The sequence below is a fragment of the Janthinobacterium sp. NFX145 genome (assembly GCF_049810325.1).
Taxonomy (GTDB): Bacteria; Pseudomonadota; Gammaproteobacteria; order Burkholderiales; family Burkholderiaceae_D; genus Janthinobacterium; species Janthinobacterium rivuli.
This window is the reverse complement of the sequence record NZ_CP187360.1, coordinates 4,287,904-4,314,747: the sequence shown is the minus strand read 5'-3', so window position 1 is coordinate 4,314,747 and position 26,844 is coordinate 4,287,904. Positions and strand designations below refer to the sequence as shown.

Sequence of the window (26,844 nt, the reverse complement as noted above, 5' to 3'; positions counted from 1 at the left end):
AAGCATGACAGATGCAGAAAAACGAAATTGTGATGCATACAGTGCCCCTTGCCGTACACTGTGCTTGTCAAAAAAATCGGCAACTGTATCTGTGCCGGCCCCGCGCGGCAGCCGCATACTGAAGGGATGAACATGAGCGCGCATTTGAATCTGTACGAGCACCTGGCCAACGAGCTGGGCGCGCTGATCGACTCGCGCGTGTTCGCGCCCGGCGACCGCCTGCCATCGATCCGCCACCTGGCGCAGCAAAAGCGCATCTCCATCAGCACCGTGATGCAAGCCTTGCGCCTGATGGAAGACCGGGGGCAAGTCGATGCGCGGCCGCAGTCCGGCTATTTCGTGCGTCACCGCGCGCCGCGCCGCCCGTGCAGCGCGGACGCGCAGCACTTGAAGGAGCCGGCCTTTGTCGGCATCAACAATCTGTTGATGCGCGTGCTGAAGGACAACGAGACGGAGAATATCGTGCAGCTGGGCACGGCCTGGCCGCCCGACGAGATTCTGCCCATCAAGCGCATGCAGCGCACCATCAGCTTTGTCGCGCGGCGCGAGCCCGCTTTATTGAGCAAGGTCAGCTGTTACGACGTCAGCGAAGGCAATTTCTTGCGCCAGGTGACGCGCCGCGCGCTGGACTGGGGCAAGCTCGATCCGCACGAGATCGTCGTGACGAATTCCTGCACGGAAGCGATCAGCCTGTGCCTGCGCGCCGTCGCCAGGCCGGGCGACACCATCGCCATCGAGTCGGCCACGTATTTCGTGCTGCTGCAGATGATCGAAAGCCTGGGCATGAAGGCGCTGGAAATTCCCACCGACCCGAAGACGGGGCCGTCGCTCGATGCGCTGGAACTGGCCTTGCGCGCCGGCCTCGTGCAAGCCTGCCTGTTCGTACCGAACGCCAATAACCCGCTCGGTTGCGTCATGCCGGAGGAAAACAAGAAGCGGCTGGCGGGGCTGCTGTCTGAATTCAATATTCCATTGGTGGAAGACGATGTCTATGGCGACCTGTGCTTTGCCCCGCAGCGGCCGTGGCCCGTGAAGGCCTACGATACGAGCGGCAATGTGTTGCTGTGCTCCTCGTTTTCCAAGGCGATTACCCCTGCGTCGCGCGTCGGTTACGTGCTGGCCGGGCGTTTCGCGCAGGAAGTGGCCTTGCTGAAAACTGTGTCGAGCGGCGCCACCAGCCATTTCTTCCAGGCCGTGCTGGCCGACTTTCTGGAAGGCAGCAGCTACGACCAGCAGCTGCGCAAGATGCGGCGCACCCTGGTGCAGCGCATCGCCCGCATGTCCGACGCCGTGGCGGCCAGCTTTCCGGCGGACTGCATGCTGTCCGAGCCGCAGGGTGGTTTCGTGCTGTGGGTGCAGATGCCGCCGCAAGTCGATGCGCTGGCCCTGCATGGCCCGGCCATCGCGGACGGCGTGGCGTATATGCCGGGCCAGCTGTTCTCGGCCTCGGGCAAGTTCGGCAATTATCTGCGTCTCAATTGCGGCAATGCATGGACGCCGCGCATCGAGCAGGCTATCAGCCGGTTAGGGCGTCTGGTCAAGGACGCCTTGTAGAACGCCTGTCAAAACCTACTGCGCGGCGCGCTTTGCGGCCTGCGATGCTCACCGTGCTCTAGCACGGTTGCGCTTCTTAGCCACAAATCACTGCCGCTCGCTACGGTTTTGTCAGGCGTTGTTCATTCCCTTGTTTTCCCTTCAGTCCCCGTTTTTCACCGTTCGCTCCCTGTTTTTCGCTGCTGGTCGCAAGCCGGTGGCGTTGTTCGTGGCCGTTGGCTAAAGTACCACCATACCAGCAGCAGTCAACGAAACAAACTAACCAGGAGTCACATCATGAACGCACTGAAAAACATGGAAATCACCTTTGTCGCCGCCGCCATCATCGCCATCGGCGCCAGCTTCGCCACCGCCGGCGCGAATACCGTGGAAGTGAGCGCCAGCAGCACCGTGATCGCCCAGGCTGCCGACAGCACGATGCCCGTCGTCACCGTCAGCGCCCGCCGCCTGACCGCTGCCGAAAAAGCCGCCTTTATCTAAGCGCTAAACTAAGCAGCAGCCGCAAAGCGGGCGCGAGTGCCCAGCCATGCCGCCATGACGATGGCCGGCCATGTGCAAAACTCCTAAAGAACTGAACGGGTCTTGGTACAATGAGTGCTTTCGATACATCGGCACCGCCATCCACCCATGATAGATATCCAACTTCTCCGTAAAGACATCGCCACCGTCGCAGAACGCCTGGCGACGCGCAAATTCCAGCTCGACGTGGCAGGTTTTACCGCCCTCGAAGCCGAACGCAAGGCGATCCAGACGCGCACCGAAGAGCTGCAGGGCAAGCGCAACGCGCTGTCCAAGCAAATCGGCATGTTGAAAGGCAAGGGGGAAGACACCTCGGCCGTGATGGCGCAAGTGGCCGGCCTGGGCGATGAACTGAAAGCCGATGAAACGGCCCTGAGCGTGGTACAAGCCAAGCTGAGCGATTTCATCATGGCCGTGCCGAACCTGCCGCATGAATCGTCGCCGCTGGGTACGGACGAGTCGGGCAATGTGGAAGTGCGCAAGGTCGGCACGCCACGCACGTTCGACTTTGAAGTCAAGGATCACGTCGACGTGGGCGGCCCGCTGGGCCTCGACTTCGAAGTGGCCACCAAGCTGACCGGTTCGCGCTTCTCCGTCATGAAGGGCGGCATCGCCCGTCTGCACCGTGCGCTGGCGCAATTCATGCTCAACACGCACGTGGACGAGCACGGCTACACGGAATGCTATACGCCGTACATGGTCAACGCCGATTCGCTGCGCGGCACGGGCCAGCTGCCGAAATTTGAAGCCGATCTCTTCTCGGTGAAAAAAGGCGGCGCGGAAGGCGAGGGCGAGACCTTCTACCTGATCCCGACCTCGGAAGTGTCGCTGACCAACATCGCGCGCGATGAAATCCTGGCGCTCGATCAACTGCCCCTGAAAATGACGGCCCACACGCCATGCTTCCGCTCGGAAGCGGGCAGCTATGGTCGCGACACGCGCGGCATGATCCGCCAGCACCAGTTCGATAAAGTCGAAATGGTGCAAGTGGTGCATCCGGACACCTCGTACCAGGTGCTGGACGAGATGGTCGGCCATGCGGAAGCCATCTTGCAACGCCTGGGCCTGCCATACCGCGTGATGTCGCTGTGCACGGGCGACATGGGTTTCGGCGCCACCAAGACCTTCGACCTGGAAGTGTGGCTGCCGGCGCAAAACACCTACCGCGAGATTTCGTCGCTGTCGAACTGCGAAGCCTTCCAGGCCCGCCGCATGCAGGCGCGTTTCCGCAACGCCGCCGGCAAGCCGGAACTGGCGCATACCCTGAACGGCTCCGGCCTGGCAGTGGGCCGCACCTTGGTCGCCGTGCTGGAAAACTACCAGCAAGCAGACGGCAGCGTCGAGATCCCTCCAGTGCTGCGCCCGTACATGGGCGGCCTGACGCATCTGACGGCTTAAAATAGTCCTTTTCTTTTCGCTGCGGGCTGCTATAATCTTGCCTTCTCGCAGCAATGCGGGGAAAGACCGCAGCAAATGGAGAGGTGGCAGAGTGGTCGAATGTACTTGACTCGAAATCAAGCGTACGTTAAATCGTACCGTGGGTTCGAATCCCACCCTCTCCGCCAGAACAAATAGAGAAAGCTCCCGCAAGGGAGCTTTTTTTATTTGTGGCGGCGGAAAGGAGGACGCCCCCTGCGGGGCGTACGCGTGGGATTCGAAGACGAGCGCGTACGCGCGCGAGGCTCCCCGAATCGTCCAAATGGTTTTTGCTTTTCAAAAGCAAGATCAGCAACAAACCCCTACCCAACCCAACAACACCCATGCTAAAATAGCGCCTCGTTCAAACCGGCACGCCAGTTTGAATGAATAGACCGCAGTAAACGGAGAGGTGGCAGAGTGGTCGAATGTACTTGACTCGAAATCAAGCGTACGTTAAATCGTACCGTGGGTTCGAATCCCACCCTCTCCGCCAGAATACATAGAAGAAGCTCCCGCAAGGGAGCTTTTTTTATACCCACCACATATGCAAGCCACCAGCTCAAAGTCCAGGTAGAAAAACCGCCCAAAGCGCGCAGCGCAAGGCGTTTTTTCCTCCATTCAGGCATTGAACGTCAGCGCCGCCACTAACGAAACAAGCTAGTGCGCCAGCCTCGCCACCGCAAATGCCACGACCGACATGGCAATCATCGTCCCCACGCACCATAAAATCATGGCTGATCTGGCCGCAGCCAGATCGCTTTTTGTCGCGTAATCGGCATGCTCCATTTTCATATCCGCCGTATCCCGCTCCTGTGTGTCGCCCCGTCCGCTCATGACCGCATCTCCTCGTTGCCCACTCCATGCTCCGCGCTTTTTTCAGCGCTGTCAAACCGTGTCCCGAGGGTATCGTGCACGGTCCGGCTATTGCGCTGTTGCATATCTGCCTTCGCCGCTGCCGCCCACCTTGACCCCGCTCAGCCTATGGTAATCTACCCCCTCCCATCCCGACCCCACCAATAAAAGCAATGAGCCGATTCTGGAGCAACATCGTCAGCGAGCTGACCCCCTACATCCCGGGCGAGCAACCGAAACTGCCCAACCTGGTCAAACTCAACACCAACGAAAACCCCTACGGCCCATCGCCCCAAGTGCTGGCCGCGTTGCGCGAAGCCGCCAACGACAGCCTGCGCCTCTACCCGGACCCCACTGCCAGCGAACTGAAGCAAACCCTGGCCGACTACCACGGCCTGAACAGCGCGCAAGTGTTCGTCGGCAACGGTTCCGACGAAGTGCTGGCGCTGGCTTTCATGGCCTTGCTCAAGCAGGATGCGCCGCTGCTGTTTCCGGACATCAGCTACAGCTTCTATCCCGTGTATTGCAAGCTGTACGGCATCGATTACCGCACGGTAGCGCTCGACGAGGCCATGCGCATCCGCCCGCAAGACTACCAGGGCCCGTGCGGCGCCATCATCTTCCCCAATCCCAATGCGCCGACTGGCGTCGACTTGCCGCTGGCCGGCGTGGAAACCCTGCTGCGCGCCCATCCCGACGCCGTGGTGGTGGTCGATGAAGCGTATGTGGATTTCGGCGGAGAAAGTGCCGTGGCCCTGGTCGACCGTCATCCGAACTTGCTGGTGGTGCAGACGTTCTCGAAATCGCGTTCGCTGGCCGGCTTGCGCGTGGGTTGCGCCTTCGGACATCCGGACTTGGTCGAGGCGCTGGAAAGAGTGAAGAACAGTTTCAATTCGTATCCGCTGGACCGGCTGGCGCTGGCTGGCGCCATGGCCTCGCTGCACGACGAAGCGTATTTCCAGCAGACGCGCCAGGCCGTCATCGCCAGCCGCGAACAGCTGACGGCGGACCTGGCGGCGCTGGGCTTCGAGGTGCTGCCGTCGGTGGCCAACTTCGTCTTTGCCCGCCACCCGCAGCATGACGCGGCGCAACTGGCGGCCGGCTTGCGCGCCCGTTCTGTGATCGTGCGCCACTTCAATGCCCCCCGCATCAGCCAGTATTTGCGCATCAGCATCGGCAACCCGGCCGAGTGTGCAGCCTTGATGGCGGCGTTGCGCGCAGTGCTGTGACGCCATGCTGACCGTCGTTCCTGCCAGCCTGGCCGATGGCGAGGCACTGGCCAGCCTGCGCGTGGCCGCCATGCGCGAAAGCCTGGAGCGCATCGGCCGCTATGATCCGCAGCGGGCGCGCCAGCGTTTCCTGGCCACGTACGATCCCGATTGCACCTGGCAGCTGCGCCATGGCGGCGCGCTGGCAGGCTTTTATGTGTTGCGCCCGCAAGCGGAGTATTTGCTGCTCGACCACCTCTACCTGGATCCAGAATACCAGCGGCAAGGCCTGGGCGCGGCCGTGCTGGCGCGCGTGTTTGCCGAGGCCGATGCGGCTGGCAAGAGTGTGCGCGTGGGCGCCTTGCGCGGCAGCGAGGCGAACCGTTTCTATGTGCGTCACGGCTTCGTGCCCGATGGCGAGGAAGAGTTCGACCTGTATTATCGGCGCGCCCCCGCGCCTTGATGCTGCCGGCGGCGACTGTTTGTGCAACAATAATCGGATTCATTCATCGACAGGACGGACAATATGGCAAAAGTGGCATTCATCGGTTTGGGCGTCATGGGTTTCCCCATGGCAGGTCACCTGGCGGCGGGCGGGCACGACGTCACCGTGTACAACCGCAACCCGGCCCGCGCGGCCGCCTGGCTGGAGCAATACAAGGGCAGCAGCGCCGCCACGCCAGCCGCCGCCGCAGCAGGCGCCGAGTTCGTCTTCACCTGCATCGGCAACGATAACGACCTGTACCAGGTCATCCTGGAAGAGGGCGGCCTGTTGTCCGCCATGGCACCGGGCAGCATCCTGATCGACCATACGACGGCTTCGGCCGAAGCGGCGCGCACCATCCACGCGGCGGCGAAAGAGAAAGGCGTGTTCTTCCTCGATGCGCCCGTGTCCGGCGGCCAGGCTGGTGCGGAAAACGGCAAGCTGACGGTGATGGTGGGCGGCGACGCGGAAGCGTACGCGCGGGCCGAACCCGTCATCGCCCTGTTCTCGCGCGCCGTCACCTACATGGGTGCCTCGGGTTCCGGCCAGCTCACAAAAATGGTCAACCAGATCTGCATCGCGGGCCTCGTGCAAGCCTTGAGCGAAGGCATCGCCTTTGCTGAAAACGCGGGCCTCGATGCGGCGCTGGTGGTCGACGTGATTTCCAAGGGCGCGGCGCAGTCGTGGCAGCTGGAAAACCGGGGCAAGACCATGATAGCCCGCAAGTTCGACTTCGGTTTCGCCGTCGACCTGATGCGCAAGGACTTGGGTATCTGTATCGCTGAAGCCAAGCGCAATGGCAGCGACCTGCCCGTGACGACCTTGACGGACCAGTTCTATGGCGAAGTGCAGCAGGCGGGCGGTAACCGTTACGACACGTCCAGCCTGATTACCCGCCTGAACAAAAAGTAAAGTTTAACTCGTCAGTAGCGAGCGGCGCGTCCCTGCAAAGGGCCGCGCCGCTTGTCGTTTACGGTGCTGATATCATTAAAACGTCAGTTTCCGGAACATCCGGTTTCGATTTTCATGGAAAAGCATGGACTTCGCTAGCTCATCGTGTATTATTAAAAAACGAGATGAAATGTCCCAATTTTTAAAACATTATGAGCGGACCCGCATGAAAACCAACTCCTCAGCGATAACACGCGTTGTCGACAAGAACATTCCCTACCTGTCTTCCGCCGTTGCCATCTGGCGTCCCCGCGCCGTACTGCGCAGCTGGCCCGGCGTGGCCATCGCGCTGGTGATCGCCCTGTCGGCTACCTTTATTTCCAGCAATTACGGCGGCCCGCAGCTGCTGTATGCGCTGTTCTTCGGCCTGGCCTTCCACTTCCTCGCGGCCGACCCTACCTGCAAGCCCGGCATCGAGTTTTGCAGCAAGGTGTTGTTGCGCACGGGAGTGGCCCTGCTGGGCGCGCGCATCACCTTCAACCAGATTGCGTCGGTCGGCGTGACGCCGTTATTGATCGTCGTCGGCGGCCTGGTGGCGACTTTGGGCTTCGGCTATCTGCTGGCCAGGTGGCTCAAGCGCCCCATCACGGAAGGGATCTTGTCGGGCGGCTCGGTCGCCATCTGCGGCGCGTCGGCCGCGCTGGCCATCTCGGCCGTGCTCCCGCAAACGAAGGAAAACGAAAAGTTCACCCTGCTGACGGTGGTGGGCGTGACGACCTTGTCGACCCTGGCCATGATCGTCTACCCGCTGCTGGTCAAGCTGCTGGGCTTCGACCCCACGGAAGCGGGCGTGTTCATTGGCGGCACCATCCACGACGTGGCGCAAGTGGTGGGTGCCGGCTATCTGGTGAGCAACCACACGGGCGACGTCGCTACCTTCGTCAAACTGACGCGTGTCGCTTGCCTTGTGCCCGTCGTGCTGGGCCTGTCGATCATGTTCAAGCGCAAGGACGGCAAGAGCGAAGTCGATGCGCCGCCGCTTGTACCCTTCTTCCTGATCGGCTTTGTCTGGCTCGTCATCACCAACAGCCTGGGCCTGATTCCGCAGGAAGTGAATGGCTGGATCAACAACGCTTCGCGCGCCTGCCTCGTCATCGCCATTGCCGCACTGGGCGTGAAAACGTCGTTCCAGTCGCTGGCCTCGCTGGGCTGGCGTCCCGTGATCATGCTGGTGATGGAAACCGTGTGGATCGCCGCCTTCGTCGCCATCGCCGTGCTGCTGACGCGCTAAGCCACGGCCAGCCGCCATGAAGATCCTAGTCCTCGGCGCCGGCGTGGTCGGCACGGCATCGGCCTGGTACTTGCGCCAGGCGGGCCACGACGTGCGCGTGCTCGAGCGCCAGGCGGGCGCCGCGCAGGAAACGAGCTTCGGCAATGGCGGCCAGATTTCCGTCTCGCACGCGGAACCGTGGGCCAATCCCGCCACCCTGCGCAAGGTCGTCCGCTGGCTGGGCAAGGACGACGCGCCGCTGCTGTTCCGTCCCCGTCTTGATACGCTGCAATGGCAGTGGGCCTTGCATTATTTGCGCGAATGCCTGCCATCGCGCGTGTCGCGCAACATGCGCCAGATCGTCGCCCTGGCCGAGTACAGCCGCCAGAGCCTGCAAGCCTTGCGCCGCGAGACGGGCATCGCGTATGACCACCTCGAGCGGGGCATTTTGCATTTCTATACGGACCAGCAGGAGTTCGATAAATCGCAGTCGGGCGCCGCGCTCTTGCGCGAACTGGGCTGCCCGCGCAACACCGTCAGCGCTGATGAAGTGATACGGCTGGAACCGGCCCTGGCCCATGCGCGCCAGCACATCGTGGGCGGCGATTTCACGGCCAGCGACGAGTCGGGCGACGTGCATTTGTTTACCACGGCGCTTGCCGCGCGTGCTGCCGCTGCCGGCGTGAATTTTCAGTACGGCATGACAGTGACGCGGCTGCTGGCCGATGGCACACGCATCACGGGCGTGGAATGCATCGATGCGCAGGGCCGCCACCGCCTGGAATACGCGGACGCCGTGGTGGTCGCCATGGGCAGCTTTTCCGCACCGCTGCTGCAGCCGCTGGGCATCCGGTTGATGTTGTATCCGGGCAAGGGTTATTCGGCCACCTATCCGATACTTGACCCTGCCAGCGCGCCGACCGTATCGCTGACGGACGACGGCCACAAGCTGGTGTTTTCGCGCCTCGGCGAGCGCCTGCGTGTGGCCGGCACGTGCGAGCTGAACGGCTACACGCGCGAACTCAATCCCGTGCGCTGCGCCGCCATCACGCGCAGAGTGCAAGCGCTGTTCCCTGATGCCTGTGATTACAGCGACCCCGTCTACTGGGCCGGCTTGCGCCCCCTGACGCCATCTAACGTGCCCTACATCGGCGCCACGCGCTACCGCCAGCTGTTCCTCAACACGGGCCACGGCACTTTGGGGTGGACCATGGGTTGTGGCGCGGGCAGGGCGATCGCCGAGCTGGTATCCGGGCGGCGGCCTGAAGTCGATTTTGCGTTTTGCGGGGAAACCCAAGGGAAAAGGCTGGGGTCGGACCCTCAGGGTCCGACCCCGGATTTTACTTCTGGTTTAAATGAATTGCACAGGAGATGAAGATGAGAGACGCCACCACCCCCAGCCCAACACCGACCGGCCTGACCCTGGCCGGCACCACTTACCAGTCGCGCCTGCTGGTGGGCACCGGTAAATACAAGGATTTCGAGGAAACGCGCCTGGCCATCGAAGAGAGCGGCGCCGAGATCGTCACCGTCACGATCCGCAGGGTCAACATTGGCCAGGAAAAGGGCGAGCCGAACCTGCTCGACTTCATCCCGCCGTCGAAATACACGATCCTGCCCAACACGGGCGGCTGCTACAACGCGCGCGACGCCGTCTACACCCTGCAACTGGCGCGCGAGCTGCTGGGCGGGCACCCGCTGTGCAAGCTGGAAGTGCTCGGCGACGAAAAGACTTTGTTCCCGAACATGCCGGAAACGTTAAAGGCGGCCGGGGAGCTGGTACGCGACGGTTTCCAGGTGATGGTGTATTGCAGCGACGACCCCATCCAGGCGCGCATGCTGGAAGACCTCGGCTGCATCGCCGTCATGCCGCTGGCGTCGTTGATCGGCTCGGGCATGGGCATTCTGAATCCGTGGAATCTGTCGCTGATCATCGAGCAAGCCAGGGTCCCCGTGCTGGTCGACGCCGGTGTCGGCACGGCGTCGGACGCGGCCATCGCCATGGAACTCGGCTGCGACGGCATCCTGATGAATACCGCCATCGCGGCGGCGCGCGAACCGATTCGCATGGCGCGCGCCATGAAACTGGCAGTGCAGGGCGGACGCGAGGCCTATCTGGCCGGACGCATGCCCCGGAGAGCAGGCGTCATGAGCGCTACGCCCTCGTCGCCGATGGCCGGGCTGATCGCCTGAGCCAGATTTGTAGCAAGGCAGTTGATTATCGTTTCAAGCGTTTATAAAAACCACAATACCTGGAGATGACATGAAACACACACTCGTAGCGGCAGCCGTCCTGGCCACCTTCTTCGCCGGTAACGCCAGCGCCCAATCGTCCGTCACCGTGTACGGCTTGCTCGACGCGGGCCTGACGTCCGAACATGGCGGCGCGGACGGTTCCGTCACCAAGCTGGCCACCGGCGTGCAGTCGGGCAGCCGCATCGGCTTCAAGGGCACGGAAGACCTGGGCAACAATTTGAAAGCCAATTTCTTGCTGGAAAATGGCCTTGACGTGGATACGGGCGCCAACCGCCAGGGCGCCTTGTTCGGACGCAAGGCTTACGTGGGCCTGTCGGGCGGCTTTGGCGCCGTGAACCTGGGCTTGCAGCACAACCCGCTGTTCACCGCGCTGGACAATATCGACCCCTTCGAGACGGGCATGACGGGCGCCTCGATCAACCTGATGAGCGTGGCCAGCCTGCGCACGAAAAACTCGATCATGTACGAGACGCCGAAGGTGAACGGCTTGTCGGCCGCCGTCATGGTTGGCCTCGGCGAAAAGCCGGACAGCAACACGCTGGGCCGCACCGTCGACTTTTCCATCGATTACGCCAACGGCCCGCTGGTGCTGACCCTGGCGCACGATAACCGCAAGGACACGCCGCTGAATACGGCCAAGGTCACCTTGCTGGGCGGCACCTACGACTTCGGCCCCGCCAAGCTGCACGCCGCGTATGAAACGGACAAGGACGATGCGGGCACGGACTTCCGCAGCTACATGCTGGGCGCGTCGGCCCCCGTGGGCGCGGCGGGTAGCGTGATGGCGTCCTACATCAAGAAGGATGACCGCACGAATGCGCGCCGCGGCGGGCGCCAGCTGGCCATCGGCTACACCTATGCCTTGTCCAAGCGCACGAATCTGTACACCTCGTACGGCCGCATCAACAACGATGGCGCGGGCACCAATTTCGTTGGCGATGCATCGAGCGGCGGCAGCGTGCCCTTGCCGGGCCATAACTCGAGCGCCTTCACGGCCGGCATGCGTTTGAAGTTCTAAGCGCGGCGAAGCAGGGCTAGATGGCGGCTTGTCTGTTGCGGATAAGCCGCCATTGTTGTTTCAGCAGTGGTGCACATGCACGGATTCCGGATTCAGGAATGAAACAGTCCGATTTTTCATGAATTTTCATTGACAGCGCATTTCGCAACCGTTAAATTGAATATGTATTTCAAATATCGGAACAAAATATACCGATTTTTCATAAAACCGTAAGGAGACTGAGCCATGACCGATTTGTCCGACCAAAAAGCCGCCGCCGCAGCGATACCTGTGGGCCCGCAAAAGATGACGCCTTCCGAAGCGTTCGTGGAAACCCTGGCCGCCAATGGCGTGACCGACATGTTCGGCATCATGGGCTCGGCCTTCATGGACCCGATGGACATTTTTGCGCCGGCCGGCATCCGTTTGATCCCCGTCGTGCACGAGCAGGGCGCCGGCCACATGGCTGACGGCTATGCCCGCGTCTCGGGCCGCCATGGTGTCGTCATCGGCCAGAATGGTCCCGGCATCAGCAATTGCGTCACCGCCATCGCCGCCGCCTACTGGGCGCATACGCCTGTCGTCATCATCACGCCGGAGACCGGCACGATGAGCATGGGCCTGGGCGGTTTCCAGGAAGCGAATCAGCTGCCGATGTTCGAAGAATTCACGAAATATCAAGGCCACGTCACCCATCCGGCCCGCATGGCCGAATACACGGGCCGTTGTTTTGACCGCGCCATGTCCGAAATGGGCCCGACGCAACTGAATATCCCGCGCGACTATTTCTATGGCGAAATCAAGGCCGAGATTCCAAAGCCGAACCGTCTGGACCGCGGCGCCGGCGGCGAGCAAAGCCTCAACGACGCGGCCGAACTGCTGGCCAAGGCCAAGTTCCCCGTCATCATCTCGGGCGGCGGCGTCGTCATGGGCGAAGCCATCGAAGAATGCAAGGCCCTGGCCGAACGCCTCGGCGCACCCGTCGTCAACAGCTATTTGCATAACGACTCGTTCCCCGCCAGCCACCCGCTGTGGTGCGGTCCGCTTGGCTACCAGGGTTCCAAGGCGGCCATGAAACTGATCGCCCAGGCCGACGTCGTCGTCGCCCTCGGTTCGCGCCTGGGCCCATTCGGTACCTTGCCGCAGCACGGCATGGATTACTGGCCGAAGAATGCCAAGATCATCCAGATCGACGCGGACAACAAGATGCTGGGCCTGGTGAAAAAGATTTCGGTCGGCATCTGCGGCGATGCTAAGGCGGCCGCGAAAGCCATCCTGTCCCGCCTGGATGGCAAGACGCTCGACTGCGACGCCACGCGCGACGAGCGTTATGCCACCGTGCAAGCCGAAAAAGCGGCATGGGAAGAGGAACTGACGAACTGGACGCATGAAAAAGATGCGTACAGCCTGGACATGATCGAAGAGCAGAAGAAAGAGCCGGGCAGCTATCTGCATCCGCGCCAGGTCTTGCGCGAGCTGGAAAAAGCCATGCCGGAAGACGTGATGGTGTCGACCGACATCGGCAACATCAACTCGGTGGCAAATAGTTACCTGCGCTTTGAAAAGCCGCGCAGCTTCTTTGCGGCGATGAGCTTTGGCAACTGCGGCTATGCGTTCCCGACCATCATCGGCGCGAAAGTGGCCGCGCCGCACCGTCCGGCCGTGTCGTATGCGGGCGACGGCGCCTGGGGCATGAGCTTGATGGAAACCATGACCTGCGTGCGCCACAACATCCCCGTGACGGCCGTGGTGTTCCATAACCGCCAGTGGGGCGCGGAAAAGAAAAACCAGGTCGATTTCTACAACCGCCGCTTCGTCGCCGGTGAACTCGACAACCAGAGCTTTGCGGAAATTGCGCGGGCCATGGGCGCCGAAGGCATCACGGTCGACAAGCTGGAAGACGTGGGTCCGGCCCTGAAAAAGGCGATCGACATGCAGATGAATGAAGGCAAGACGACCATCATTGAAATCATGTGCACGCGTGAACTGGGCGACCCGTTCCGCCGCGATGCGCTGAGCAAACCTGTGCGTCACCTGGACAAATATAAAGATTACGTTTGATGTGATGGTGTTGTTGGATTACGCCCTCTGGGCTAATCCAACCTACGGGTACCTGCATCTGCATGTGCGTAATCCGACACCACCCTGACCGATCCTTGTATGACCCCGGCAATCGCGCCGGGTTTTATGTGCCGGAGTCATCTTTGTGCTTCCATGGCTCCGGCATTTTTTTACCGAATTGGAGTCGCCATGAAAGCCCTGCACCGCATCATCGCGCAAGCCCGCGCCGTGCCGAAAAACATCGTCTTGTGCGAAGGCGGCGACGTGCGCGTGCTGCAGGCGGCCGTGCGTGCCGCTGCCGAAGGCCTGGCGCACATCACCATCGTCGGCAAGCCGGCCGCCATCCTGGCGTTGGCGCGTGAGCACGCGCTGGACCTGGACGCCGTGCGCCTGGTTGATCCGGCAACGTCTGACGAGTCGGAACACTACGCCCAGCAATTGTTTGTGCTGCGTCAAGCCAAGGGCATGACGGTGGAGCAGGCGAGGACCGCCGTGCAGGATCCCTTGTGCTATGCCAACCTGATGGTGCGCCTGGGCGATGCGGACGGTTGCGTGGCGGGAGCCGTGCACACGACGGCCGACGTGGTGCGCAGCGCCATCCAGATCATCGGCGTCGACCCGGCTTTCAAGCTGGTGTCGAGCTTTTTCCTGATGATGCTGTGCGAACCTTTTCACAGCCTCAAGGGCGGTTTCATCTTTTCCGACTGCGCCCTCGTTGTTGATCCGAAAGCCGAGGAATTGGCCGACATCGCCATGGCCGCCGCCGACAGCGCCCAAGCCTTGCTGATGGAAGAGCCGCGCGTGGCCATGCTGTCGTTTTCCACCAGCGGCAGCGCCCACCACGCGGCCGTCGACAAGGTGCATGCGGCAACAGACCGGGTCAAGGCCCAGCGTCCGCTGCTGGCCATCGATGGCGACGTGCAGCTCGATGCGGCCATCGTGGCCGAGATTTCCCAGCGCAAGGTCAAGGATTCCGTCGTCAACGGCCGCGCCAATGTGCTGGTGTTTCCGAACTTGGACGCGGGCAATATCGGCTACAAGCTGGCCGAGCGCATGGGCGGCGCCGTCGCCATCGGCCCCTTGCTGCAAGGCTTGAAGAAGCCCGCCAACGATCTGTCGCGCGGTTGCAGCGCCGACGATGTCTATAACGTGATTGCGGTCACGTCCGTGCAGGCCCAGGGTGGGCGCTGAGTTGTTCAGCTGGCCCGTGCTGGCGCTGCTGGGCGTAGTGGCGGCGGGCACGTACTTCCAGACCGTCACGGGCTTTGGCCTGGGCATGATCGTCATGGGCGTGGCCAGCGGCCTGGGCCTGGCGCCCGTGCCGGCGCTGGCGGCCCTCGTCAGTTTGTTGTCCCTGGCCAATTGCCTCGTGGCCTTGCCGGGCGCCTTGCACCACCTGGACTGGCGCGCCATCCGCGCAGCCAGCATCGGTTTGCTGCCCGCCATGGCGGCCGGCGTGTTGCTGCTCGGCTACCTGGACCAGGCGTATGCGCCCTTGCTGCATCTGTTATTGGGCGCGGCCATCGTATATGGCGGCGTCAGCATCCTGCTGCAAGCGCCGCCGGGACCGGGCGCGGCGGATAAACGCAGCTTCTTCATCAGCGGCGTGTGCGGCGGCCTGTTCTCGGGCCTGTTTTCGCTGGCCGGGCCACCGCTCGTGTACCAGTTCTACCGCCAGGAAATGAGTCTGAAAACCATCCGCTACAGCCTGATCTTTTTGTTTGCCATCAGCGCGGGCGGACGCTCGCTGATGGCGGGTAGCCAGGGCCAGCTGGACGCAAAAGTGCTGTTGCTGTGCTCGCTGGCCTTGCCCGTGGGCGTGCTGGCCACGATGGCCGGCAAGCGCTACCCGCCACCGATCGCCCAGCGCGGCATGCGCCGCATCGCCTTTGCCGTGCTGACCTTGATCGGCATTTCACTGATGGTCCGAAGCGGCATTCCGATATACAATGTTTTATGAAAAAGATAATTTACCTTATGATTTGCGCCTTCTCACTTGGAGGGGGAAGCCAATCTGTACTGGCACAAATCGTTGTGCAGGCGGCTTCCGCCAAGCTCCAGCCTCAAATTGGTCGAGATGATAAAGGCTACTCGACATGTGGGATCCATGCCGTTGTACTCAACATCCAAGGCCAAAGTGTGGACGTTTATGATTTTTCTATCAATATCCGTGCAAATATGCATGTGGGATTAATCAAAGCTGGAAAGATACAGACATCCACAAAGAAAATGCTGGAGAACAAATCGCCGCCGACGGCCGTCCAACCTGCTCCTACTAACTTCTGGATTGCAAAAGAAGCTGAAGGAAGCGCTCTCCGGCTACAGAAGATTATCCCTGGTGATACCCCTGGCTATATTCTTGCCGGAGCGGACCTCGTAAAAACTTACGACATCCTGCTTGGGATGGCTAACGGCGAACGCATCCAGTTCGCAACAAGATACAAAAGCCAGCGGTTAGATACTGTGGTCAGTTTTGGGACCGCGTTGTCAGATGTGGAGTTTCAACCTCTTATGGCATGTCTCACCGGCGTCACCGACCAACTCCAAGAAGAGGCCCCTTCTCAAGATTGATCTTTCAGCGCTAACACCTTCTCTACATGCTTTGAGGTAGCCTGACCTTTTCGGATATTTCCGTTTGATAAACTTATTAAAAGGAGAGCTTGCTCAATAGCCGCGGCTTGCGCGCCTCGAACTGGGCCAGGGTCAAGCCGGTCGTGATCAAGCGCATGCCGCAGGCGATGTCCGTGCCGGGAATGGCGGGGATCACCATGTCGGGACTGGTGGCGACGATGCTGCCCACGGGCGCAATGCTGCCAGGGTGAAAGTCGGGCGTGGCACAGGCCTTGCACACATGGCCATCCTGGCCCGTTACGGCGACGGCGGCAAACGCCATCAGCTGGCGCACGGCTTTTTCCTCGAGGGGAAAGTTGTGGGGAAGCAGCACGGACGCCTGCGCGTGTGGATTGCTGAGTGTATAAATGCCGTCGGCATAGGCGACGGCGATGCCCTGGCGGCGCAGGGCTTTTTGTAATCTGGATATGGGAAACACGATTCTGCTCCGGAAATAACGAATGCACGGCCCTTTTGCAAGGGCCATGTTTGTTTTCCACGCAGCAGCGACAGGAAGTGCCGCCAGCTTAGCAAACTTCGTGCGGATTGCAAAGCGGGCGCGCGCGCAAGAGGGCGCACAATACGCGTAGCCACTTGCAAAATAATCAAACAGCCTTTATATTCGCGGTTCTTTCTCGAACCTCTTCCTTATTGGAGCCAAAAGTGCCTCGCTACTTCGCCATCACCTGCTAACGCTGACGAAATGCTCTTTGCAGCATCGTTCGGCGCGTTGACGCCCCCGATTGCTGCGGCACTGTTTTTGTTCCATCCGCACACGTATCCAAGACTACGCTCTTGATCGTCCACGCCCGAACACGTCGTCAGCACCCCTGACCCTGTATGGACACGCCCCGGTGAACGCGGCGTGGGACGCTATGTTTTTACAATCTTTACCCTTATTCAAATACCCGCGTACGCCGCACCTGGAAGGTTCGCGCCTGCAGGACGGCGACGACGGTTCCGACCAGATGCCCCTGAAAAAGCTGGCCGGCCAGTACGTCGTCATCGAGGAAAAAATCGATGGCGCCAACTCCGCCGTGTCGTTCAGCGATGCGGGCGAAGTGCTGCTGCAGTCGCGCGGCCATTACCTGGCGGGCGGCGGCAGCGAACGCCAGTTCAACCTGTTGAAGCCGTGGGCGCATGCGCACGAACACGCCTTGCTGCACTTGCTGGAAGACCAGTATGTGCTGTTTGGCGAATGGTCGTACAGCAAGCATTCCGTGTTTTACGACCGGCTACCCCATTACTTCAACGAGTTCGACGTGTACTGCCGCCGCAGCCAGATGTTCTTGTCGACGGCGCGCCGCCACGCCATGCTGGCCGGCTCGCCCGTGCTGTCGGTTCCCGTGCTGTATGCGGGCACCATGCCCACGTCGCCGAAGCAGCTGTGGCAGCTGCTGCGCCATTCGCTGGCGAAGTCCCGGCTGTGGCGCGACGCTTTTGAAACCGCGGTGGCGCGCGAACGCCTGCCGCTGGACCTGTGCTGGAAGCAGACGGACAAATCCGACCACGCGGAAGGCCTGTATCTGAAGGTGGAGGATGACGAGCAAGTGCTGGCCCGCTACAAGCTGGTGCGCCATGACTTTACGCAAACCATCCTCGACAGCGGCTCGCACCACAGCACGCGGCCCTTGATCCCCAACCAGCTGGCCGAGGGCGTCGACCTGTACGCGCCGCAACCGCTCGTCACGTGGGAAAGCCTGGGTTTACACACCTGCCGGTCGCTCGACGAACTGGCAGCCTTCTCAAGGAGTACAAAATGATGCATTGGAAAACCCTGCAACAACTGGTGCCCATGCCGGGCCAGTCGCCCGATTTCAACGCCTGCCTGGCCGCCTTCCCACAGTTGGAACTGGCCAAGACGACGCCGCAAAACCCCGTGTACCACGCGGAAGGCGATGTGTGGACGCATACGATGATGGTGGTCGAATCCTTGCTGGGCATGCTTGAATATCAGCAAGCCACGCGGGCGGAACAGGAAATCGTGTTTCTCGCCGCCTTGCTGCACGACGTGGCCAAGTGCAGCACCACGGTGATCGACCCCGTGACGGGCGCCATCGGCCAGCCGGGCCACTCGCGCAAGGGCGCCCTCGATGCGCGCATCGCCCTGTGGGATGGCGACGTGCCGTTTGCCGCGCGCGAAGAGATCTGCCGCCTGATCAATGTGCACCAGGTGCCGTTCTTTGCGCTGGAAACATCGCGGCGCGGCGTCACGCCCGAGTTCACCGTGCGCGAACTGTCGTGGCAAGTCGATATCCGCCTGCTGGCCATGCTGGCCGAAGCCGATATTCGCGGGCGCATCTGTCCCGATCCGCAGCGCATACTCGACGCCATCGAGCTGTTCCGCGAACTGGCGCGCGAGGAGGGCTGTTATGGACAGCGGCGCGCCTTTGTCGACGACCACACGCGCGTCAAATATTTTCGCGGCGCCGAGGCGCATCCCGACTATCCCCTGTTCCAGGAAGCGGGTTCGCACGTGATCGTCATGTCGGGCTTGCCCGCGTCGGGCAAGAATACGTGGGTGGAGAAACACCATCCGCGCCTGCCCGTCGTGTCGTTTGACGATGCGCGCACGGCCCTGGGCTTGAAGCACGGCAAGAACGAAGGGCAGGTGGGCGACTATGCGGAAGAGCGGGCGCGCGAACTGTTGCGCAAGGGCGAACCGTTCGTGTGGAACGCCACGCACCTGTCCAAGCTGATGCGCGAAAAGACGCTCAACCTGCTGTACAAATACCATGCGCAGGTGGAGCTCGTGTACCTGGAGCAGCCGCGCAAGGAATTACTGCGGCGCAACGGCCAGCGCGACACATCGCTGAGCAACAAGAAGCTGCAAGCGATGCTGTGGAACTGGGAAATCCCGCTGCCGATGGAAGCGCATGCCGTGCGCTATGAGGTGAGTTGAACCGCTAGCGTTTGCGTCCACCGAGCAACTGCGCGATCTCGCTGAACAGCTCATTGTTCAGCGAGGCGGGCAGGGTGGTGGCCAGGCTGCGGCTGTAGTAGGCGCCCAGGTCCAGGCCCAGTCCCAGGCCGCAGATTTCCACCGCGCCCTGCGCTTCGCGGCGCGCCACCACTTGTTTCAGATGTTGCGCGAGGTAAAACTCGTCGTTGGCCAGATTCGTGGCCGTATCCATCGGGCAACCGTCGGACACGACGAGCAGGATGCGCCGCCGTTCCGGGCGCGCCAGCATGCGGCTGCACGCCCAGTCCACGGCTTCGCCATCGACGCCTTCGCGGTACAGGTCCGCCTTCAGCAGGGCCGCGATGTCGGGCCGCGCGCGGCGCCAGCTCGTGTCGCCATCCTTGACCACCATGTGCACGAGTTCGTTCAAGCGGCCCGGATTGGCGGGCGAGCGGGCGCGCATCCAGTCGCGCTTGACTCGTCCTCCGTTCCACGCGCCCGTCGTAAAGCCCAGCAATTCGGTGGTGATGCCGGCCTGGTCCAGCGCGCGCAACAGAATGTCGAGCAGCACGGCCACGGATTCCGCATGCGTCTTCATGGAGCCGGAACAATCGACGAGAAAGGACACCAGGCAATCGGATTGCGGCAGGAATTGTTCCTTGCGAAACAGCCTGCGCTCGGACGGCGAACTGATCAGCTGCGCCAGCCGCCGGCCATCGATATACCCCTCTTCTTCGCCAAATGACCAGCCATCGCGCTGGGGCACGGCCAGCAATTGCGTGAACCGCCGCGCCAGACGTGCCGTGTTGATGCCCAGGCTGGCGATGCGGGCATCCATGCGTTCGCGGTAGTCGAGCAGCAGGGCGCGGCGCACGAGATCGCCCGCTTTTTCCTCGCGGTCATATGCTGTGGAGTAAGCCTTGTAGCCGCCATCGCCATCGCTGAAGGCGCGGCTCTCGCCCAGCGGGGCGGCGTCTGGAATATTGTCGTTATCGCTGTCGAAATCGAGCAGCAGCTTGAAGGCTGCCTGCGCCTTGGCGTCTCCCCCATCGTCCTGGCTGCCGTCGCGCACCGCTTGCGCTTCTTTCAGCATGGCATCGACGGCGTGGGCGATGGCCAGCGCGTGCAGCGCAAAGGCCGCCTGGTCGGCACGGTGGCGGCGCAAGCCAGCCAGGTCGCCGCTTAGTGTTGAGGACACCGACCAGCGCGTGGCCTCGATAAAATCTTCCGTCTTTTCCAGCACGGGCCTGGCGGTCAGGCGCGACCAGCACATCTGGAACACTGTATACAAGAGCAAGCCCGATGCGCCTTCCGCCAGGCCGGAATCGTAAAACGCGTGCGACCAGGCCGTAAACCGGTGGCGCAGGTTGGCGATCACGCCGGCATGTTGATCGGGCGCAAGCGTTTCCACTCTTAACTGCTCCAGCAGTTCGAAGACGAGGCGTGCCACGGGGGCAAGCGGACACAGGGACTTGTGCAGGGCGGCATCCGTGTGCAGCAGGCGCAGGGCCACGCTGTCGGCCGCGCCGCGCAAGGAGGGCAAATCCTGCAGCGCCGCATCGGGCTGCAGATGGGCCGCATGGATGGGCAGCGGGCGGTGGCCGTCGTGCAGGCGCCGGCCGCGGTAGCGTATCGAGGGAGAACCGCTGAGGGCGCGGATGGCGCCCGCGCACAACTCGTCCGTTTCCTGCTGCTCGCGCGTGTAGGCGGCAGGAATGATGGCTTCGGCGTTCATGCCTGGCTCGCCAGCAATTCCTCATTGAAACAGCGCTGGTAATACTCGGCCACAATGGGCCGCTCGGCCTCGTCGCATTTGTTGAGAAAGGACAGGCGGAAGGCCAGGGCCGGGTCGCGGAAGATCTGGCAATTCTCCGCCCAGGTGATCCCCGTGCGCGGCGACATCAGACAAGCCAGGTCGCCCGCCGCATAACCGTGGCGCGTGAGGCTGGCCACGGCCACCATGCGGGCGGCCAACTGGCGGCCCGCCTCGTCGTTCATGGCGGGGACACGCGCCAGCACGATCTGCGTTTCCTCGTCCTGCGGCAGATAATTCAAGGTGGCAACGATGTTCCAGCGGTCGATCTGCGCGTGATTGAGTACTTGCGTGCCGTGGTACATGCCGTTCAAGTTGCCGAGGCCCACCGTGTTCGAGGTGGCGAACAAACGGAAGTGGGGATGCGGCGTGATGACCCGGTTCTGGTCGAGCAGGGTGAACTTGCCGTCGCGCTCGAGAATGCGCTGGATGACGAACATCACGTCGGGGCGGCCTGCGTCGTACTCGTCGAAGATCAGGGCCACGGGCCGTTGCAAGGACCAGGGCACGATGCCTTCCTGGAATTCGGTGACCTGCTGCTGCTCGCGCAGCACGATGGCGTCCTTGCCGACCAGATCCAGGCGGCTGATGTGGCCATCGAGGTTGACCCGCACGCAAGGCCAGTTCAGGCGCGCCGCCACTTGCTCGATGTGCGTGGACTTGCCCGTGCCGTGCAAGCCTTGCACCATCACTCTGCGGTTGTGGGTGAAGCCGGCCAGTATCGCCAGGGTCACATCCTTGTTGAAGCGGTAGGCGGGATCGATGTCGGGCACGTGCGGGTCGCGCTCCGTGAAGACGGGCACGAGCAGGTCGCTGTCGATATGGAACAGGCTGCGCACGGACTGCACGGTTTGCGCTGCGGCGGCGGGGGGATGTTGGCGTGAATCTGGCACCTTGTTCTCCTGTGAAGCCGCAGCATGGGCGCTACGGCGGTTATGTGTGAGCTGCGGAATTGCCGGTTTGCAATGCGTCGTCGTCCCCGCCCGTCGTCGGCATGGTTTCCGATTCGATGGCGGCCAGGGCTTGCGCGGCGCGCTGCAATGCTGGCAAGAAATGTAAAGCCTTGTCGTGCGTCAAACGGATGATGGGCGCCTGGATGGCCACGGCCAGGTTCGAGCGGCCGTTCGGGTTCGGCACCAGCACGGCCACGCACAGCAGGCCGGGAAGGAATTCCTCGTCGTCGAGCGCATAGCCGTTGCGGCGCACCAGTTCCAGTTCGCGCTCGAGCTTGACGGGATCCGTTTCCGTCTTGTCCGTAAAGCGCGTCAATTCCATATGGCCCAGCAGGCGGCGCCGTTGTACGGGCGTCATTTGCGCCAGGAACAGCTTGCCGCTGGACGAGCAATGGGCCGGCACGCGAGAACCGGGATGCAGATAGAAGCGCAGCGGGGCCGCCGTTTCTACCCGGTCCAGGTACACCACTTCGCTGCCGCTGAAGGCCGTCAGGTTGCAGCTTTCGCCCACTTCCTCGACCAGCTGGCGCAAGACCATGCGGCGGGCGCCATGGAAAGTGTTGTTAATCAAGAGGTTCGACGCCAGGCGGCGCAGGCGCACGCCCGTGCTGTAGTGGCGGCCATCGCTTTCGCGCTGCAGCACGCCCACGCTTTCCAGCTGTTGCAGCATGCGGTGCAGGGTGGGTTTTGGTAGTCCCGTTTCTTCCACCAGCGCTTGCAGCGACAGCAACTGGTCTTTTTCGGCAATCACTTCCAGCAAGGCAAACAAACGCATCGTGGGCGTGTCGCCTTCCAGTTTTTCCGGCTCAAGTTTTGGGGATGAAATCATGTCCATGGTGGCCTCGGTTGTCTGTCTGAGTGTTATTTCATTTTCGAACTCAAATTGTACCGTTTCCTCGAAATTCTGTTTGACTTTTGATTGCTGAACGCTTAAATTGAATTGTATATCAAATTTCGGAACAAAATATACCGTTTTTTGATAATTTAGACGAAGCTTATCACCACAGACCAGGAGACACCCATGAATGACATGACCGAGCAAAAAGCCGCCGCCGCAGCGGCTACCCCTACCGGCCCGCAAAAGATGACGCCTTCCGAAGCGTTCGTGGAAACCCTGGCCGCCAATGGCGTGACCGACATGTTCGGCATCATGGGCTCGGCCTTCATGGACCCGATGGATATCTTTGCGCCGGCCGGCATCCGTTTGATTCCCGTCGTGCACGAGCAGGGCGCCGGCCACATGGCCGACGGCTATGCCCGCGTCTCGGGCCGCCATGGCGTGGTCATCGGCCAGAACGGCCCCGGCATCAGCAATTGCGTGACAGCCATTGCCGCCGCCTACTGGGCGCATACGCCCGTCGTGATCATTACGCCGGAAACGGGGACCATGAGCATGGGCCTGGGCGGCTTCCAGGAAGCGAACCAGTTGCCGATGTTCGAGGAATTCACGAAATATCAGGGTCATGTGACCAATCCCGCCCGCATGGCGGAATTCACGGGCCGCTGCTTTGACCGCGCCATGTCGGAAATGGGCCCGACGCAACTGAACATTCCGCGCGATTATTTCTATGGCGAAATCAAGGCGGAAATTCCAAAACCGAACCGCCTGGACCGTGGCGCCGGCGGCGAGCAAAGCCTCAACGACGCGGCCGAGCTGCTGGCCAAGGCCAAGTTCCCCGTGATCATCTCGGGCGGCGGCGTCGTCATGGGCGAAGCGATCGAAGAATGCAAGGCCCTGGCCGAGCGCCTCGGCGCACCCGTCGTCAATAGCTATCTGCATAACGATTCCTTCCCCGCCAGCCACCCGCTGTGGTGCGGTCCGCTCGGCTACCAGGGTTCCAAGGCAGCCATGAAACTGATCGCCAAGGCGGACGTCGTCGTCGCTTTGGGCTCGCGCCTGGGCCCGTTCGGTACCTTGCCGCAGCACGGCATGGATTACTGGCCGAAAAACGCCAAGATCATCCAGATCGACGCCGACAACAAGATGCTGGGCCTGGTGAAAAAGATTTCGGTCGGCATCTGCGGCGATGCTAAGGCGGCCGCGAAAGCCATCCTGTCCCGCCTGGATGGCAAGACGCTCGACTGCGACGCCACGCGCGACGAGCGTTATGCCACCGTGCAAGCCGAAAAAGCGGCATGGGAAGAGGAACTGACGAACTGGACGCATGAAAAAGATGCGTACAGCCTGGACATGATCGAAGAGCAGAAGAAAGAGCCGGGCAGCTATCTGCATCCGCGCCAGGTCTTGCGCGAGCTGGAAAAAGCCATGCCGGAAGACGTGATGGTGTCGACCGACATCGGCAACATCAACTCGGTGGCAAATAGTTACCTGCGCTTTGAAAAGCCGCGCAGCTTCTTTGCGGCGATGAGCTTTGGCAACTGCGGCTATGCGTTCCCGACCATCATCGGCGCGAAAGTGGCCGCGCCGCACCGTCCGGCCGTGTCGTATGCGGGCGACGGCGCCTGGGGCATGAGCTTGATGGAAACGATGACCTGCGTGCGCCACAACATCCCCGTGACGGCCGTGGTGTTCCACAACCGCCAGTGGGGCGCGGAAAAGAAAAACCAGGTCGATTTCTACAACCGCCGCTTCGTGGCCGGTGAACTCGACAACCAGAGCTTTGCGGAAATTGCGCGCGCCATGGGCGCCGAAGGCATCACGGTCGACAAGCTGGAAGACGTGGGCCAGGCCTTGAAGAAAGCGATCGACATGCAGATGAATGAAGGCAAGACCACCATCATTGAAATCATGTGCACGCGCGAGCTGGGCGACCCGTTCCGCCGGGATGCGCTGAGCAAACCTGTGCGTCACCTGGATAAATATAAAGACTACGTTTGATGTGATGGTGTTGTTGGATTACGCCCTCTGGGCTAATCCAACCTACGCGTGGTGCTGGCGTAGGTCGGATTAGCCGGGCGCAAGCCCGGCGTAATCCGACACAGCGTTGTGACGAAATTCTCACACATTGTCACTTCTTCATCGCTATTTCAATAAAGAATACAAAGCGTCCCGGTATTTGGATTATTTGATTTGACAAGCCCAAGCATTCAGCTTAAATTCAATAAAATACTAAAAAACGGAACGAATAGTACCAAATTCGACTCACGGAGACAAAAATGAACACACGAGTACCTACCGACGCCGTCACCACCGCTGCCACTACTGATTTTCTGCAAGCGTTCGGCGATGCCTGGAACCGCCACGATATCGACGCCCTGATGGCCGCCATGGCCGATGATTGCGAATTTCACGCCGTGGCCGGTCCTGACTTGCTGGGCAAGAGTTTTATCGGCCGCGACGCCGTGCGCGCCGGTTTCGAACTGGCCTGGCAAACCTTCCCCGACGCGGCATGGCTTAACCCCGTGCACTTCGTCAGCGGCGAGCGCGGCGTGACGGAGTCGACGTTTGCCGGCACCAAGGCGGACGGTACGCGCATCGAAGCGCGCATGGTCGACATTTTTACTTTCCGCGACGGCAAGATCGCCGTGAAGAACGCTTTCCGCAAGGATCGCCCACCGGTCGTCACGGCTGCCAAAGCCTGAGCCAGTACGTTCACCAGGAATGATCATGAACAAACCTGTCGACACCCCATCTGACGTACTGGGCAACAGCACCGCCGCCCGCACGCCTTACGATCCCGCCTTCGATCCGCTGGTGGCCCAGCGTCCCGGCCACGGCAATGCCTACGCGCCCACCTACTGGATCGGTACGGCCGGCGAGCCGCCTGCCGACGACGGCCCCATCACGCACGACATCGACGTCGACGTGGCCATCATCGGCTCGGGTTTTACCGGTCTGTCCTGCGCCATCTTCCTGGCCCAGGAACACGGCATCAAGGCCACCGTGCTGGAAGCGAACCGTGTCAGCTGGGGCTGCAGCACGCGCAACGGCGGCCAGGCGCAATGCACGACGGGCCGCCTGAAGCGCTCGCAGTGGATAGACCGCTATGGGCTGGACACGGCCCTGAAACTGCACACGGAAGTGTGCGACGCGATGGAAACGTTCAAGAAGATCACGGCCGACATCGATTGCGACCCGCAGCCGGGCGGCCACCTGTACATCGCCCACAAGGCGAAAGCCATGCCCGCGCTGGAAAAAGAAGCCAAGATCATGCGCGAGATCTTCAAGTACGACGCGCGCATCCTCGACGCCGACACCGTCAAGCGCGAATTCGTCGACGACAAGGAAGCGGCCGGCGCGCTGCATGAGCCGGAAGGCATCGGCATCCACGCGGGCAAGCTGGCCTTCGGCTACCTGCGCAAGGCGCGCGCGCTGGGTGCCAAGGTGCATCCATCGAGCCCCGTGATGGGCTGGGAAACGCGCAATGGCGTGCATTATCTGCAAACGCCAGGCGGCGTGGTGCGTGCCCGTTCCGTGGCTGTGGCCACGGGCGGCTACACCTCGCCGCACCTGCATCCGCAAGTGAAAAACCGCTTGCTGCCGATTTTGTCGAACTCGCTCGTCACGCGTCCGTTGACCCCGGCGGAAATCGCGGCGTGCAATTTCCGCACCCACCAGGTGATCACGGATACGCGCATTTTGCGCCACTACTACCGCTTGATGCCGGACAACCGCGTACAGATCGGCAGCCGCAGCGCCATCACGGGCGCCGACGCGCCGGACGAGAAATACAAACAGTTTTTGATCAACGATCTGCACCGCAAGTTCCCCGCGCTGACCGGTATCGCCATCGATTATTCGTGGTGGGGCTGGGTCGATGTCAGCCACGACATGATGCCGCGCATCGTGCAACCGGACCCGAAGCAATCGATCTTCTATTCGCTCGGTTATGGCGGCAACGGCGTCATGTACTCGGCGCAGGCGGGCCGGCGCATGGCCGAGCGCATCGCCGGCAAGGCCAGCGACACGGGCTTGCCGATCTTCAATTCCAAACTGCCGTATCCGAACATGATGGAACTGGTCGAGTCGCAAGCCTTCGCCCCGTTCCGCCGCCTGGGCCAGCGCTTCCTGTACCGCTGGTATCACTTGAAGGATGAAGTATTTTAAATAGCAGTAGCCGTACCAAGCCGCCGTATGGTTGACAAAGAGCAACC

24 protein-coding genes and 2 tRNA genes are annotated in these 26,844 nt (G+C 61.7%); 21 read left to right on the top strand and 5 right to left on the bottom strand.

Annotated elements, in window-relative coordinates; translation table 11 throughout:
- The first annotated feature begins 132 nt into the window (after nucleotides 1-132).
- From ACPJXG_RS19250 to ACPJXG_RS19230, 5 genes are all read left to right on the top strand, one after another.
- On the top strand, nucleotides 133-1,554 hold the full coding sequence (locus ACPJXG_RS19250) for a PLP-dependent aminotransferase family protein (RefSeq protein WP_425252026.1): 1,422 nt from the start codon (nucleotides 133-135) through the stop codon (nucleotides 1,552-1,554).
- A gap of 276 nt (nucleotides 1,555-1,830) precedes the next feature.
- On the top strand, nucleotides 1,831-2,034 hold the full coding sequence (locus ACPJXG_RS19245) for a hypothetical protein (RefSeq protein WP_034786145.1): 204 nt from the start codon (nucleotides 1,831-1,833) through the stop codon (nucleotides 2,032-2,034).
- Between the two features lie 147 nt (nucleotides 2,035-2,181).
- Nucleotides 2,182-3,471: a serine--tRNA ligase gene (gene serS / locus ACPJXG_RS19240; protein WP_425252025.1), complete on the top strand. Its 1,290-nt coding sequence runs from the start codon at nucleotides 2,182-2,184 to the stop codon at nucleotides 3,469-3,471.
- A 77-nt stretch (nucleotides 3,472-3,548) separates the two neighbouring features.
- Nucleotides 3,549-3,638 (top strand) — tRNA-Ser (locus tag ACPJXG_RS19235).
- Between the two features lie 257 nt (nucleotides 3,639-3,895).
- Nucleotides 3,896-3,985 (top strand) — tRNA-Ser (locus tag ACPJXG_RS19230).
- Nucleotides 3,986-4,149: 164 nt separating this feature from the next.
- Here the strand turns inward: ACPJXG_RS19230 and ACPJXG_RS19225 are convergent.
- Complete coding sequence (locus tag ACPJXG_RS19225) at nucleotides 4,150-4,326, bottom strand: hypothetical protein (protein WP_157814808.1); 177 nt, start codon at nucleotides 4,324-4,326, stop codon at nucleotides 4,150-4,152.
- A 191-nt stretch (nucleotides 4,327-4,517) separates the two neighbouring features.
- On the opposite strand from ACPJXG_RS19225, the gene hisC reads away from it, so the two are divergent.
- From hisC to ACPJXG_RS19170, 11 genes are all read left to right on the top strand, one after another.
- The gene (hisC, locus tag ACPJXG_RS19220; protein WP_402720737.1) at nucleotides 4,518-5,573 is read left to right on the top strand and encodes a histidinol-phosphate transaminase; all 1,056 of its coding nucleotides are present in this window, start codon (nucleotides 4,518-4,520) and stop codon (nucleotides 5,571-5,573) included.
- Between the two features lie 4 nt (nucleotides 5,574-5,577).
- A complete protein-coding gene (locus ACPJXG_RS19215) occupies nucleotides 5,578-6,015 on the top strand; it encodes a GNAT family N-acetyltransferase (protein WP_402720738.1) in 438 nt (145 codons plus the stop codon).
- A gap of 63 nt (nucleotides 6,016-6,078) precedes the next feature.
- Nucleotides 6,079-6,948: an NAD(P)-dependent oxidoreductase gene (locus tag ACPJXG_RS19210; protein WP_402720739.1), complete on the top strand. Its 870-nt coding sequence runs from the start codon at nucleotides 6,079-6,081 to the stop codon at nucleotides 6,946-6,948.
- A 205-nt stretch (nucleotides 6,949-7,153) separates the two neighbouring features.
- Nucleotides 7,154-8,218, top strand: coding sequence for a YeiH family protein (locus tag ACPJXG_RS19205; protein WP_082127569.1), 1,065 nt, complete (start codon nucleotides 7,154-7,156; stop codon nucleotides 8,216-8,218).
- Between the two features lie 16 nt (nucleotides 8,219-8,234).
- Nucleotides 8,235-9,572 carry a D-amino acid dehydrogenase gene (locus ACPJXG_RS19200; protein ID WP_425252024.1) on the top strand — a complete coding sequence of 446 codons (1,338 nt, stop codon included), beginning with the start codon at nucleotides 8,235-8,237 and terminating at the stop codon, nucleotides 9,570-9,572.
- Nucleotides 9,569-10,390: a thiazole synthase gene (locus tag ACPJXG_RS19195; RefSeq protein ID WP_425252023.1), complete on the top strand. Its 822-nt coding sequence runs from the start codon at nucleotides 9,569-9,571 to the stop codon at nucleotides 10,388-10,390. Before ACPJXG_RS19200 ends, ACPJXG_RS19195 begins: the two co-directional genes overlap by 4 nt.
- Before the next feature lie 70 nt (nucleotides 10,391-10,460).
- Nucleotides 10,461-11,471, top strand: coding sequence for a porin (locus ACPJXG_RS19190; RefSeq protein WP_425252022.1), 1,011 nt, complete (start codon nucleotides 10,461-10,463; stop codon nucleotides 11,469-11,471).
- A 225-nt stretch (nucleotides 11,472-11,696) separates the two neighbouring features.
- Complete coding sequence (gene xsc, locus ACPJXG_RS19185) at nucleotides 11,697-13,511, top strand: sulfoacetaldehyde acetyltransferase (RefSeq protein WP_425252021.1); 1,815 nt, start codon at nucleotides 11,697-11,699, stop codon at nucleotides 13,509-13,511.
- A gap of 189 nt (nucleotides 13,512-13,700) precedes the next feature.
- Complete coding sequence (gene pta, locus ACPJXG_RS19180) at nucleotides 13,701-14,702, top strand: phosphate acetyltransferase (protein ID WP_425252020.1); 1,002 nt, start codon at nucleotides 13,701-13,703, stop codon at nucleotides 14,700-14,702.
- Between the two features lies 1 nt (nucleotide 14,703).
- Nucleotides 14,704-15,471: a TSUP family transporter gene (locus ACPJXG_RS19175; RefSeq protein WP_425252019.1), complete on the top strand. Its 768-nt coding sequence runs from the start codon at nucleotides 14,704-14,706 to the stop codon at nucleotides 15,469-15,471.
- A complete protein-coding gene (locus ACPJXG_RS19170; protein WP_425252018.1) occupies nucleotides 15,468-16,082 on the top strand; it encodes a hypothetical protein in 615 nt (204 codons plus the stop codon). The genes ACPJXG_RS19175 and ACPJXG_RS19170 overlap by 4 nt, the downstream gene beginning before the upstream one ends.
- Nucleotides 16,083-16,158: 76 nt before the next feature.
- On the opposite strand, the gene ACPJXG_RS19165 is transcribed toward ACPJXG_RS19170, so the two are convergent.
- Entirely contained in the window at nucleotides 16,159-16,560 is a 402-nt protein-coding gene (locus tag ACPJXG_RS19165; protein WP_402720745.1) for an RtcB family protein, read from the bottom strand.
- A gap of 436 nt (nucleotides 16,561-16,996) precedes the next feature.
- On the opposite strand from ACPJXG_RS19165, the gene ACPJXG_RS19160 reads away from it, so the two are divergent.
- Both ACPJXG_RS19160 and ACPJXG_RS19155 read left to right on the top strand, forming a co-directional pair.
- The gene (locus ACPJXG_RS19160) at nucleotides 16,997-17,884 is read left to right on the top strand and encodes an RNA ligase family protein (protein WP_425252017.1); all 888 of its coding nucleotides are present in this window, start codon (nucleotides 16,997-16,999) and stop codon (nucleotides 17,882-17,884) included.
- Entirely contained in the window at nucleotides 17,881-19,023 is a 1,143-nt protein-coding gene (locus ACPJXG_RS19155) for an AAA family ATPase (RefSeq protein WP_425252016.1), read from the top strand. The genes ACPJXG_RS19160 and ACPJXG_RS19155 overlap by 4 nt, the downstream gene beginning before the upstream one ends.
- Nucleotides 19,024-19,027: 4 nt before the next feature.
- On the opposite strand, the gene ACPJXG_RS19150 is transcribed toward ACPJXG_RS19155, so the two are convergent.
- The 3 genes from ACPJXG_RS19150 to ACPJXG_RS19140 are packed head-to-tail and all read right to left on the bottom strand — an operon-like array spanning nucleotide 19,028 to nucleotide 22,618.
- On the bottom strand, nucleotides 19,028-20,758 hold the full coding sequence (locus ACPJXG_RS19150; RefSeq protein WP_425252015.1) for a cobaltochelatase CobT-related protein: 1,731 nt from the start codon (nucleotides 20,756-20,758) through the stop codon (nucleotides 19,028-19,030).
- Nucleotides 20,755-21,729, bottom strand: coding sequence for an AAA family ATPase (locus ACPJXG_RS19145; protein ID WP_425252014.1), 975 nt, complete (start codon nucleotides 21,727-21,729; stop codon nucleotides 20,755-20,757). Before ACPJXG_RS19145 ends, ACPJXG_RS19150 begins: the two co-directional genes overlap by 4 nt.
- Nucleotides 21,730-21,769: 40 nt before the next feature.
- Complete coding sequence (locus ACPJXG_RS19140; protein WP_425252013.1) at nucleotides 21,770-22,618, bottom strand: IclR family transcriptional regulator; 849 nt, start codon at nucleotides 22,616-22,618, stop codon at nucleotides 21,770-21,772.
- A 201-nt stretch (nucleotides 22,619-22,819) separates the two neighbouring features.
- Here ACPJXG_RS19140 and xsc (ACPJXG_RS19135) point away from each other — a divergent pair, with 201 nt between their 5' ends.
- The 3 genes from xsc (ACPJXG_RS19135) to ACPJXG_RS19125 all read left to right on the top strand — a co-directional run bounded on the left by xsc (ACPJXG_RS19135) (nucleotide 22,820) and on the right by ACPJXG_RS19125 (nucleotide 26,797).
- On the top strand, nucleotides 22,820-24,628 hold the full coding sequence (gene xsc, locus ACPJXG_RS19135; protein WP_425254769.1) for a sulfoacetaldehyde acetyltransferase: 1,809 nt from the start codon (nucleotides 22,820-22,822) through the stop codon (nucleotides 24,626-24,628).
- Between the two features lie 278 nt (nucleotides 24,629-24,906).
- Nucleotides 24,907-25,332, top strand: coding sequence for a nuclear transport factor 2 family protein (locus ACPJXG_RS19130; RefSeq protein WP_402720750.1), 426 nt, complete (start codon nucleotides 24,907-24,909; stop codon nucleotides 25,330-25,332).
- Between the two features lie 25 nt (nucleotides 25,333-25,357).
- Nucleotides 25,358-26,797 (top strand): NAD(P)/FAD-dependent oxidoreductase, encoded by a 1,440-nt coding sequence (locus ACPJXG_RS19125; RefSeq protein ID WP_425252012.1) that lies wholly within the window; start codon nucleotides 25,358-25,360, stop codon nucleotides 26,795-26,797.
- The last annotated feature ends 47 nt before the right edge of the window (nucleotides 26,798-26,844 follow it).